General features: G+C 70.9%; 11 protein-coding genes and 1 riboswitch. Of the genes, 6 read left to right on the forward strand and 5 right to left on the reverse strand.

Going from position 1 to position 10,758, the window contains the following annotated elements:
- A partial coding sequence (locus ACYVE7_RS20260; RefSeq protein ID WP_460366528.1) for a hypothetical protein occupies nt 1–795 on the forward strand: 795 nt, incomplete at its 5' end.
- 58 nt (nt 796–853) lie between these two features.
- Nucleotides 854–2,293, forward strand: coding sequence for a serine/threonine protein kinase (locus tag ACYVE7_RS20265; RefSeq protein ID WP_460366529.1), 1,440 nt, complete (start codon nt 854–856; stop codon nt 2,291–2,293).
- A gap of 24 nt (nt 2,294–2,317) precedes the next feature.
- Here the strand turns inward: ACYVE7_RS20265 and ACYVE7_RS20270 are convergent, their stop codons facing one another.
- Both ACYVE7_RS20270 and ACYVE7_RS20275 read right to left on the reverse strand, forming a co-directional pair.
- Nucleotides 2,318–2,908: a PadR family transcriptional regulator gene (locus tag ACYVE7_RS20270; protein ID WP_460366530.1), complete on the reverse strand. Its 591-nt coding sequence runs from the start codon at nt 2,906–2,908 to the stop codon at nt 2,318–2,320.
- A gap of 144 nt (nt 2,909–3,052) precedes the next feature.
- Nucleotides 3,053–4,786, reverse strand: a complete 1,734-nt coding sequence (locus ACYVE7_RS20275) for a serine/threonine-protein kinase (RefSeq protein ID WP_460366531.1) — start codon at nt 4,784–4,786, stop codon at nt 3,053–3,055.
- 123 nt (nt 4,787–4,909) lie between these two features.
- Here ACYVE7_RS20275 and ACYVE7_RS20280 point away from each other — a divergent pair, with 123 nt between their 5' ends.
- Entirely contained in the window at nt 4,910–5,461 is a 552-nt protein-coding gene (locus tag ACYVE7_RS20280; protein WP_460366532.1) for an RNA polymerase sigma factor, read from the forward strand.
- An 8-nt stretch (nt 5,462–5,469) separates the two neighbouring features.
- Here the strand turns inward: ACYVE7_RS20280 and ACYVE7_RS20285 are convergent, their stop codons facing one another.
- Nucleotides 5,470–6,894 carry an alpha,alpha-trehalose-phosphate synthase (UDP-forming) gene (locus ACYVE7_RS20285; RefSeq protein WP_460366533.1) on the reverse strand — a complete coding sequence of 475 codons (1,425 nt, stop codon included), beginning with the start codon at nt 6,892–6,894 and terminating at the stop codon, nt 5,470–5,472.
- Between the two features lie 241 nt (nt 6,895–7,135).
- A riboswitch (SAM riboswitch) is annotated at nt 7,136–7,274 on the forward strand.
- A gap of 15 nt (nt 7,275–7,289) precedes the next feature.
- Here ACYVE7_RS20285 and thrC point away from each other — a divergent pair.
- The 3 genes from thrC (at nt 7,290) to ACYVE7_RS20300 (ending at nt 9,180) form a co-directional block, all read left to right on the forward strand.
- Nucleotides 7,290–8,522, forward strand: a complete 1,233-nt coding sequence (gene thrC / locus ACYVE7_RS20290; RefSeq protein ID WP_460366534.1) for a threonine synthase — start codon at nt 7,290–7,292, stop codon at nt 8,520–8,522.
- Between the two features lie 5 nt (nt 8,523–8,527).
- A complete protein-coding gene (locus tag ACYVE7_RS20295; RefSeq protein WP_460366535.1) occupies nt 8,528–8,803 on the forward strand; it encodes a MoaD/ThiS family protein in 276 nt (91 codons plus the stop codon).
- Between the two features lie 176 nt (nt 8,804–8,979).
- Nucleotides 8,980–9,180, forward strand: coding sequence for a cold-shock protein (locus ACYVE7_RS20300; protein WP_460366536.1), 201 nt, complete (start codon nt 8,980–8,982; stop codon nt 9,178–9,180).
- Here ACYVE7_RS20300 and ACYVE7_RS20305 read toward each other — a convergent pair.
- Nucleotides 9,177–9,737 carry a hypothetical protein gene (locus tag ACYVE7_RS20305; RefSeq protein WP_460366537.1) on the reverse strand — a complete coding sequence of 187 codons (561 nt, stop codon included), beginning with the start codon at nt 9,735–9,737 and terminating at the stop codon, nt 9,177–9,179. The genes ACYVE7_RS20300 and ACYVE7_RS20305 overlap by 4 nt on opposite strands.
- Nucleotides 9,734–10,756: a rod shape-determining protein gene (locus ACYVE7_RS20310; protein ID WP_460366538.1), complete on the reverse strand. Its 1,023-nt coding sequence runs from the start codon at nt 10,754–10,756 to the stop codon at nt 9,734–9,736. Before ACYVE7_RS20310 ends, ACYVE7_RS20305 begins: the two co-directional genes overlap by 4 nt.
- Between the last annotated feature and the right edge of the window lie 2 nt (nt 10,757–10,758).

A 10,758-nucleotide genomic window follows, 5' to 3' on the forward strand; every position in this document is an offset into this window, starting at 1 on the left:
GACGAGACCACGATCGCCGCGGGACAGACCGACACCCGGATCCCCTACGGCGCGCCCGTCCCCGCCCCCCCGGTCGAGGCCCCGACGGCGTCCGGCTCCTACGGAGGCCACCCGGCCGTCTCCCGGCTGGAGCTGCGCGCCATGCAGCGCGCGCGCCGCCGCAGGAACACCACCCGCAACGGCCTGCTGATCGGCGCCGTCGCGCTGCTCACGACGGTCGGTCTCGCCGCGTTCCTGCTCTGGCCGCAGAGCGACGACACCCGCGACCAGGCCAAGGACGGCGGCAAGAAGGCGATCGTCAACACCGGCACCGCGCAGGCGGCGTCCGCCCCGCAGGCAGGACCCCCGCTCGCCCTCGAGAACACCGAGCTGGAGCAGTACACGATCGCCGCGGTCAAAGCGGGCATCGAGGAGAAGGACGGGAAGAAGTACCCCTACATGGAGTACATCCTTACCAACGGGTCCGCCCAGCCCGAGACGCTCGAACAGCCCGGCGACCTGTTCGTCCGCCGCGACAAGCAGTCCGACGAGAACTGCATGACCCAGCCCGGCGCGGACGGCGCGTACTGCAGCGTCAAGAACACCACCCGGGTCGTCGCCTACCTGGACGGCTCCGCGCCGCCCACGATCGACAGCGGCGAAGAGTACTTCCCCGGCGGCGCCTCCTATCTGCTCCGGGTGACGGGCGACGAGCCCGTCTCCTCCGATGCCAGCCCGACCAGGGACTTCAAGCTCTACGTGTGGCAGGTGCGCTTCTTCACGGACCGCAAGGCCCGGCTCGTTGCGCTCCCCTGACCACTCCCGGCCAGCCGAACCCGTGTATCACGAGCGTCACGGGGCCAAGATTCACGGCATGGACGCACTGCGGCGGGACGACCCCTCGGCCGTCGGGCCCTACCACCTGATCGGCAGGCTCGGCAGGGGCCCGCAGGGCGTCGTCTACCTGGCCGACCGGGACGGCGACGTCGTCGCGGTCAAACTGCTGCACGCCAGGTTCGGCGGCAACCACCGGCTGCGCGCCCGGTTCGCCCACGAACTGGCGACGGCGCAGCGCGTCGAGGATCCGGCCGTCGCACGGGTGCTCGGGGCGGGCATGGAGCGGGGCGCGCCGTACATCGCGTCGGAGTTCGTGAACGGGGTGTCGCTGCAGCACGTCGTGGAGTCGGCGGGGCCGCGGAACGGCCCGCCGCTGCACCGGTTGGCGATCGGCGTGGCGGGCGCGCTGTGGGCGCTGCACCGTGCCGGGGTGATCCACCGGGATCTGCGTCCCGGGAACGTGCTGCTGGACGCGGGCGGGCCGCGCGTCATCGACTTCGGGTACGGTTCGGCGCTCGACGGCGGCGGGGTGCGGGGTTCGCTCGGCGGGCCGTCGTTTCGGGCGCCCGAGCAGGTGTCGGGCGGCGAGGTCGGTTCGGCCGTCGACATGTGGGCGTGGGGCTGCCTGATGGTCTACGCGGCGACGGGCAGGTCGCCGTTCGGCGACGGCGCGATCTCCGAGGTGGTCGAGCGGATCGTCACGGCACGTCCCGATCTGGGGGAGATGGACGGGCAGCTCCGCGAGCTGGCCCTGGACTGCCTGGCCAAGGAGGCGCGGCAGCGGCCGTCGGCCCAGCAGGTGCTGCTGGAGCTGACCGGCACGACGGCGCCGTCGGCCCGCTCGTGGCCCGCGCAGTCGGTGATGAAGACGCCGCGCCCCACCCCGCCGGCCGCCGATCCGATCCAGCCCTACCTCGGGCTGACCGGGGTGCAGTCGGCGCCGCTGCGGCCGCTGCTGGTGGCGGCGTCCGTGGTGATCCCGCTGATGGTGGGGGCCGCGGTCGTGAAGTTCGGGGACACCGGAGGTTCGACGATCACGCCCGTCGCGGCGGCCGACTCCTCGGTCGACCTGCGTGGCGACTACCGGATCAGGGCGCTGCGCGGCGGCATGGACGGCGGCCGGGCGTTCGCCGATTACGAGCTCGACAATCTCTCGCGGAAGACCGTCACGCTGGAGATGCCGGGTGAGCTGCTGCTGCGCAGGGGCCTGCTGCCCGCACCGGTGGCCGCGAAATGCGCCGACGCGACGGCCACGATGTGCTCGCTGCCGACCGTGACCGTCGTCGCCGAGCGGCTGGCCGGCTCGGCTGCGCCGGAGCTGCGGGACGGCACCCTGAAGATGCCGCCCCGGGCCTCGTACGTGCTGCGGATCGCGACGGTCGATCCGGTCCAGGCCGAGCTCGGCCAGGGCGATCTGGGGGTCTTCGTCTCCCAGCCGCGGTTCGTCGCACGGCCGGTCATCCTGCCGTTCTCCTGATCGCTGCGATCGGTATCACCGCGATCAGTCCTCGGCGAGGATGCCGTAGAGCTTCTTGCGGGCATCGTCGACGATCTTCAGTGCGCGTGCCTGCTGGTCCGCGGTGCCCGCGCCGAGCACCTGCTTGAGCGCCATGGCGAGCTGGCCGACCGCCTCGCGGGCGTGCGGGACGGACTCGCCCGCCTCGTCGGCGACCTCGCGCCACGGCTCGGGGTTGCCCGCGGCCTCCGCACGTCCCTGATCGGTGATCGTGAACAGCCGCTTGCCGCCCTGTTCGAGGCTGGTGACGTTGCCCTCGTCCTCCAGGAGCTGGAGGGTCGGGTAGACCGAGCCGGGGCTGGGCCGCCAGATCCCGCTGGTGCGCGAGTCGAGCTCGCCGATCATCTCGTAGCCGTGCATGGGCCGCTCGGCCAGCAGCGCGAGGATCGCCGCGCGGACGTTCCCCCGGCGCATCCGCCGGCCGCCGCCGCGCCCCGGGTAGGGCCCGCCCCGTCCGAACGGAGGCCCGAAGGGCGGCCCCGCGAACGGCCCGAAGTCCCCGCGCCTGCCGCGTCCCCTGCCGGGGAACTCCCGAGGCCCGCCGTGATGGTCATGGTGTTCGTGATGGCGATGCATGATGTTTCTCCTTCTTCGATGTGTCATCGACCGTTGCCGATGCTTCAACGATATATCGGAAACATGTCGATGACAAGTGAGCGGCCGTCGATGGGCATGACGAAGGCGCGCCGCACCGGACGGTGCGGCGCGTGGGCGCGGCTTCTAAGGGGCGCTGATCTTGACGGAGTCGAGGATCTGGTCGGTGACGTCCGGGGTGTCGGCGGCCTGCTTGACGCGGATCCAGGCGCGGGCGCCCGAGGAGTCGATCGCGGAGATCTCCTGGATCGTCGGGACGCCCGACTTGCACTCCGTCCACGGGGTGATCGTGAACGTCAGCGTGCCGACCGTCTTCTCCCGGGACGTCCCCTTCGTACAGCCGCCGTTCCCGGCCCGCGTGTGATCGCCGTTGGTCGCGGGGACGGGCGCCTCCGCCGTGGTCACCCCGATGAACACACCGCTGTTGACCTGGTCGGGATCGCGGAACTTGGCCGGATCGGTCGAGGCGCGCAGCGCCGGTCGGGCCGTCCCCGCGTCGCCCGTGACGCCGTTGGCGGCCGGCGACCAGGTCTGGCCCGCCGCGTCCTGCTGCCACTCCTTCGGCACCGAGACATTGATCTTCCCGGACGCGTCGACGAGCTGGGTGCCCTCGGCGACGGGCGGCTTCGACGGCTCCGCGCCGCCGCCAGCCAGCTTGACCAGCACCACCGCCACCGCGCCGATCACCAGGATCCCCGCCGCGATCACGGCCGGGATCAGCAGCCGGTTGGCGGGCTTCGGCTCGGCCGGCGCGACCGGGGTGCGGTACTGGGCGTCGAAACCGCCGGGCGGGGGCGGCGGCTGGTAGCCCTGCGGCTGCGGGACGGGCGGCGGCTGGTTGTTCAGCAGCGCGCGCGGATCGAGGAAGGTCGCGTCGGCCTGACGCTGCGGCAGGTTGATCGCCGCGGTCCTGTCGTCGTCGGGAGCGGCCTCGTAGCGGCCGGTCGGGATCTCGTCCTGACCCCCCGGACGGGCCGCCGCGGCATACGGCTCATATCCGGCCGGCAGCCGGTCCAGCACGGTCGGCTCCGCCGTCGGGACGGGCGGGGGAGCGGGCTGCACCGGGCTCTCCCCGCGACGCAGCGCCGCGACGGCGTCGGCGTACTCGGCGGCCGTGTCGAACCGGTTGTCGCGGCTGTACTCCAGCGACTTCAGGATCACCGCCTCGATCGCGGGCGTGACCTCCGGATTCACCTCGGACGGCTTGATCCGCACCGGCGCGGGGCCCGGCGGCCGTCCCGTCAGCAGGTGGTAGGAGAGCGCCCCCACCCCGTACACGTCCGCCCGGACGTCGAGACCGCCCCCGAACCGCGCCTGCTCGGGCGACATGTAACCGGGCGTCCCCACGGGCAGCGTGAACGCGCCCGACGCGTGCGCCAGCGCCTTCGCCAGCCCGAGGTCCGCGATCAGCAGCCGCTCCCCGCCGCCGTCCTTCGTGGTGCGGAACAGGATGTTCGACGGTTTGAGATCGCGATGGATCACGCCCAGCTCGTTGATCACCTCGACGCCGCGCGAGATCTCCTCGATCAGCGCCAGGGCCTCGCTGACCGGAAGTGGACGGCCCGACATCCGGTCCGCGAGCGAGCCGCGGTCCGCGTGGGACATCACGAAGTACGGACGCCCGTCCGGCAGCTCACCGAACTCGTGCACCCTGACCAGGCGCTCGGAGTCGGCCCTGCGCAGAATGCGCGCCTCCTCCAGGAACCTGTTGCGCACGTCCAGGTCGTCCAGCAGGCTCCCGGACAGGACCTTGATGGCGACCTTGTCGTTCAGCTCGTCATCGAGGCCCAGCCAGACGGAGGCGAAAGCCCCCTGCCCGAGGACACGATCAATTCGGTAACGGCCGACAGCCGATGGCATGGACACCCCGATATCATGCCCAATGAGCGGTCAAGATGGGGAGTCGGATCTTGCGAGGTCAGCTCCCCGTAACGTCCCGCGGAGCCATCGAGGCCCCTGGGACTTCACGAGCAAGAGGGCGGCATGGCGTTCAACGAACGAACTGAAGAGCTGGCGGTGAAAGCCGCCAAGGGCGACCAGAGCGCACTCAACGAGCTGCTCAGCCTGATCCAGAACGACGTCCTGCGGCACGCGGGCCGGTTCCTGCCCTGCCGGCAGGACGCCGAGGAGGCCTGCCAGGACGCGCTCCTCCAGGTCGCCAGGAACATCCACCGGTTCGAGGGCCGCTCCCGGTTCTCGACCTGGCTGCACGTCGTCGTCGCCAACTCGGCCCGCTCGACCTACCGCTCGCTGAAGCGCCGCTCGGTCGAGCAGGCCGGCGAGCTGCCCTCGCAGCGTCCCGACCCGCGCCGCACCTCGGTGATCGCCGGTTCCCGCGTCGACATCCTCGACGCGATGGAGGAGCTCGAGGCCAAGAAGCCCGACCTCATCCAGGCGCTCGTCCTGCGCGACGTGTCCCAGCTCGAGTACAGCGAGATCGCCGCGCAGCTCAACCTGCCGCTCGGCACCGTCAAGTCGCGGATCCACGAGGCCCGCAAGCAGGTCCGCGCGACCCTCGGCGACTCCTACTCCTAGTCGAGCTACTAGTCGAGGGCGGCGAGCTGGTCGGCGAACCACTGCTGCGGGGGCAGCGCGGTGGCGGCGGCGACCAGCCCCGCGGTGCGCTCGCGGCGGTCGTCGGCCGACATCAGCAGCGCCTGGTTGTAGGCGCGCGCCGTCTGCGAGACGTCATAAGGGTTGATCATGAGGGCGTCGTCGTGGAGCTCCGCGGCGGCGCCCGCCTCACGGGACAGCACCAGGGCGCAGCCGTTCTCCGACAGGATCGGGCCCTCCTTGGCGACCAGGTTCATGCCGTCGCGGATCGGGTTGACGACCAGGACGTCGGCGAGCGCGTAGGCGGCCAGGGAGCGGGCGTAGTCGTCCTTGACGGCCAGGATCAGCGGCTGCCAGTCGTCCGTCCCGAACTCGTCGTTGATCTCCGCGGCGATCCGTTCGACGGCCTCGGTGTAGGCGCGGTACTCGGCCAGATCGGTCCGGCTCGGGTAGGCGAACGCGACGTGCACGACCCGTCCGTGCCATTCGGGGTGCGTGAGCAGCAGCTCCCAGTAGGCGGCCAGCCCCCGCACGATGTTCTTCGACAGCTCGGTCCTGTCGATCCGGACGATCATCTGCCGGTCGCCGACCTGCTCACGCAACTGCGCCTTGCGGTCCGCGACGTCGTCCAGCGCGGCCCGCTCCCGCAGCGCCCCGGCGTCCACGCCCAGCGCGTGCACCCCGATCTCGGTGACCCGCCCCTGATGGGTGACGCGCCGGTCGATCCGGTCGACCTTCGCCCCGAGGACCTCCTCGCAGCAGTCGAGGAACGCCTCCGCCCACCGGTCGCACAGGAACCCGGCGTGGTCCGCGCCCAGGATGCCTTCCAGGATCTGGACGCCGATCCGGTCGGGCAGCAGCCGGTAGTACTCCGGCGGCGCCCACGGCGTGTGCGAGAAATGCGCGATCTTCAGATCGGGGCGGCGTTCCCGGAGCATCCCCGGGACGAGCGTCAGGTGGTAGTCCTGCACGACGACCTTCGCGCCCGGCTCGGCGTCCTGGGCGAGCGCGTCGGCGAACGCCGCGTTGTAGGCCTCGTAGGACTGCCAGTCGCGGCGCGCCTTGCCGTCGAAGTGCGGCGCGGTCGGCGTGTTGTAGAGCAGGTGGTGGACGAACCAGAGCGTCGAGTTGGCGACCGAGTTGTAGGCCCGGTCGAAGGTCGCCTGCGGGATGTCCAGCATCCGGACGGCGCCGGTCTCGTGTCCTGCGGTGTCGAGCCGTCCGTTCGGGTCCTGTCCTGCGGCCAGCCGGTCGGCGTCCGACAGCGCGGCGCACACCCAGATCAGCTCGGTGTCGGCGGCGACCGAGGCGAGCCCCGACACCAGCCCGCCGCCGCCTCTGCGCATGGCCAGAGTGCCGTCGTCGGCCTGCGAGAAGGAGACGGGTCCGCGATTGCTGGCGACGAGTACCTGCATGTGACGCAGTGTCGCACGTGCCCGCGGCCCGGCAGGGCAGTGGGCCCCGCTACCCAGGGCGTGGCGTGATCAAGAACACATTCGGGTACGTTCCAACGTCGTCAGCGGTCCCTGGGCCGGGTGATCGTCCGAACAGTGAGACGCCCCGCGCTCGGAAAGGGACGACTGAGGTAAAGTCAGGCGTGGCCCGTTCCGGCGAGCCGCACACAACTTCATAAGGCCTCCCGTTCAGGCGGGTGGCCGCTCATCCAGAGGGGTGGAGGGACCGGCCCTGCGAAGCCCCGGCAACCCTCCCGATCAGCCAGCGATCCTGCGAGGCCCGATCGGGACAGGTGCCAACTCCGGCCTGCGACCACAGTGGTGCGCAGGAAAGATGAGGGAGAGGCCTCGCAACCATGCCCGCGAACCTGGGTAACGCCACCGCGCTCGTCTGCCGCGAATGCGGACACTCCGTTGAACTCGGTCCTTTCTACGCGTGTGAGCAGTGTTTCGGCCCGCTCGAAGTCTCCTACGCCAACCAGGAAGTGACGCGGGAGTCGATCGAAGCGGGGCCCCACAACATCTGGCGCTACAAGGACCTGCTGCCGGTCCCGCCGAACGTCGCCGACATCCCCAACATGGAGCCCGGTTTCACCCGGCTCGTCCGCGCCGACCAGCTCGCCTCCGCGCTCGGCCTGGAGAAGCTCTGGGTGAAGGACGACTCGGGCAACCCCACCCACTCCTTCAAGGACCGCGTGGTCGGCGTGGCACTGGCCGCCGCCCGCGAACTCGGCTTCAAGGTGCTGGCCTGTCCGTCCACCGGCAACCTGGCCAACGCCGTGGCCGCCGCCGCGGCCCGCGCCGGGATCCGCAGCGCGGTGTTCGTGCCGTCCGACCTCGAACAGCAGAAGATCATCACCACGGCCGTGTACGACGGCACGTTCGTGACCGTCGACGGCAACTACGACGACGTGAACCGGCTGGCGTCCGAGCTGGCGGGCGAGCAGGAGGACTGGGCGTTCGTCAACGTCAACGTCCGGCCGTACTACGCCGAGGGCTCCAAGACCCTGGGCTACGAGATCGCCGAGCAGCTCGGCTGGCGGCTGCCGGAGCAGATCGTCATCCCGATCGCGTCGGGTTCCCAGCTCACGAAGATCGACAAGGCGTTCCAGGAGCTGATCAAGCTCGGGCTCGTCGCGGACACCCCCTACCGCGTGTTCGGCGCGCAGGCCGAGGGCTGCTCGCCGGTGTCGGCGGCGTTCAAGGCCGGCCACGACGTGGTCCGCCCGGTCAAGCCGAACACGATCGCCAAGTCGCTCGCCATCGGCAACCCGGCCGACGGCCCCTACGTCCTGGACGCGGTCCGCCGCACCAACGGCGCGATCGAGGACGTCACGGACGCCGAGGTCGTCGAGGGGATCCAGCTCCTCGCCAAGACCGAGGGGATCTTCGCCGAGACCGCGGGCGGCGTGACCGTCGCGGTGCTGCGCAAGCTCCTGGCGACGGGGCAGCTCGACCCGTCCCTCGAAACCGTGATCATCAACTCGGGCGAAGGCCTGAAGACCCTGGACGCGGTCGCCCCGGTGGCCAAGCCGTCCGCCAACATCGCGCCCACCCTCGCGGCGTTCCGCGCTACCGGATTGGTCTGAGTGAAATGAGCGTTTCCGTCCGCATCCCCACGATCCTGCGCACTTACACGGGCGGCGAGTCCGAGGTCAAGGCCGACGGCGCGACCCTTCTCGACGTCATCAACGACCTTGAGGCGCAGTTCCCGGGGATCGCCCCGCGCGTCCTGGACGACACCGGCAAGCTGCGGCGTTTCGTCAACGTCTACGTCGGCGACGAGGACGTCCGGTTCGTCGAGGGCCTGGCCACGCCGACGCCGGAGAACGTCCAGGTATCGATCATTCCCGCGGTCGCGGGCGGCTGACGACACACTTCTTTACAGAAGAGGCTCGCCTGTAAAATGGCGGGTCTCTTCTGCTTTTCCACCCCTGGCCTAACCCGGCCGAATTAATGATTCATCCAATTACGTCCAGGTATGTTCCCTGCCATCTTTCCGTTCCGCGGTCCAGGGGGGCCGCGGCTCCAGGCAGGGTTTCAGGCATGGCGCAGGGCACCGTCAAATGGTTCAACGCGGACAAGGGGTACGGCTTCATCGCCGTCGACGGGGGCCGCGACGTTTTCGTCCACCACAGCTCCATCCAGATGGACGGCTACCGCACCCTCGAACAGGGCCAGCGCGTCGAATTCGAGATCACCCAGTCCGATCGGGGGCCGCAGGCCGATCTGGTCCGGCAGCTTTAGGCGCGGCGCAGGACCTTGATCAGGCGGTGGGGCGCGATCGGGTGGGATTCGGCGAGGAACGGGGTGGTCCCGCCGGCGATCCATTCCAGGAGCGCGTTCTGGAAGGGGACGGGGTCGCTCCAGGTGCCGTAGAGATGGGTGGTTCCGGCGCAGATCGGCCGGAGCCCGCCCTCCAGGACGGCGCCCCAGAGCGCGGCGGCCGTCGCGGGGTGGCGGGGGTCGCAGAACCCGCCGACCGCGGCGATCCCGCCCGTCCGGATGAGCACTCTGGCCGCGGCGAGGTCGGCCGTCATCTCCTCGTACGACCGGCGTGAGGAGAGGTGGACGAACCGGAAGTGCTTGGCCCCGGTGGCGCGGAGCCCGGCCGGGTCGAGGTCGGGACGGTCGCCGATCAGGCACTGCTCGTCGTCGCGGGCGTACTTCTGGAGCAGGCCGGTGTCGGCGCCCAGTTCGAGCAGGTCGCCGTGGATCGCGGTGCGCTCCTGCTCGTCGAGGAACCAGCGGAACAGGTCGGCGTCGTCCGGGTCGAGCCGGGTGTCCTCGGGTGCCGGGCTCATGAGCGGGCCTCCTCTGGTGCGGGGGTTCCCCGGTCGGCGGTGCCCGCGGCCTCCATGGCGCGCAGGCGCGCGCGCTGCTCGTCGGCGCGCCGCGAGGGCCGCTGCAGCCGCCGGACGGCACCTCTGACGATCACGGTTCCGGGGTCGTCGGCCAGCGTGACGGGCAGATCGGTCCGTTCTTCGAGCCGCTGGGCGAGCCCGGGAAGCTGCGCGCCGCCACCTGACAGGGTGACTCCGCGCGTCAGCAGGTCGACGGCCAGATCGGGCGGGCACGCGTCCCTGACCACGCGGACGGCGTCGACGATCCGCTCGACGGCCGGTCCGTACGCCTCGGTGATCTCCCCGGCGGCGACGGTCCTGAGCTGCGGCCGTCCGGTCCTGGCGTCCTTCCCGGCCAGTTCGACGGGCACCTCCCCGTCCCCCTCCGCGACGATCTTCCCGGCCCGGATCTTCGCCTCCCCGGCCTGCCCCGCACTGATCAGCAGCCGATGCTCTTTCCGCGCCCAAGCGGCGACGGCCCGATCAAGCTCATCCCCACCCACCCGCAACGTCCGCCCTTCAACCACGGCCCCCAACGCCACCACCGCGATCTCAGTAGTCCCGGCCCCCAGATCAACGATCATCCGCGCCGCAGGCCCATCGGGATCCTCCTCGACCCCCACAGCCGCCAGCGCCTTCTCCACCAGCACCACTTTCCGAGCCCCCGCCAACTCCACGATCCGCTCCACGGCCTGCCGATGCACCGCCGTAGCACCCGCCGCCACGGTCACCGCAACTTTCGGCCGAGCCTTCCACCGCCCCCCATGCGCCCACCCGAGCACCACCCGAACCAACGCCATGGCCCCCTCGATATCCGCGACCACCCCATCCCGAGCGGGCCGCACCACCCTCACCCCCCGAACCCCCCGCGCCTCCATCCACACCGCTTCCTGCCCGACCCCCACCACCCGCCCACTCCCCCCATCCAGCGCCACCACACAAGCCTCATCAACCACAACCCCCCTTCCTTCCACCCCCACCC

This window comes from Actinocorallia lasiicapitis, assembly GCF_054778695.1.

Coding starts and splice junctions, on each gene's coding strand:
- ACYVE7_RS20265 (WP_460366529.1), top strand. CDS start 854: ATGGACGCACTGCGGCGGGACGACCCCTCGGCCGTCGGGCCCTACCAC.
- ACYVE7_RS20270 (WP_460366530.1), bottom strand. CDS start 2,908: ATGCATCGCCATCACGAACACCATGACCATCACGGCGGGCCTCGGGAG.
- ACYVE7_RS20275 (WP_460366531.1), bottom strand. CDS start 4,786: ATGCCATCGGCTGTCGGCCGTTACCGAATTGATCGTGTCCTCGGGCAG.
- ACYVE7_RS20280 (WP_460366532.1), top strand. CDS start 4,910: ATGGCGTTCAACGAACGAACTGAAGAGCTGGCGGTGAAAGCCGCCAAG.
- ACYVE7_RS20285 (WP_460366533.1), bottom strand. CDS start 6,894: ATGCAGGTACTCGTCGCCAGCAATCGCGGACCCGTCTCCTTCTCGCAG.
- thrC (WP_460366534.1), top strand. CDS start 7,290: ATGCCCGCGAACCTGGGTAACGCCACCGCGCTCGTCTGCCGCGAATGC.
- ACYVE7_RS20295 (WP_460366535.1), top strand. CDS start 8,528: ATGAGCGTTTCCGTCCGCATCCCCACGATCCTGCGCACTTACACGGGC.
- ACYVE7_RS20300 (WP_460366536.1), top strand. CDS start 8,980: ATGGCGCAGGGCACCGTCAAATGGTTCAACGCGGACAAGGGGTACGGC.
- ACYVE7_RS20305 (WP_460366537.1), bottom strand. CDS start 9,737: ATGAGCCCGGCACCCGAGGACACCCGGCTCGACCCGGACGACGCCGAC.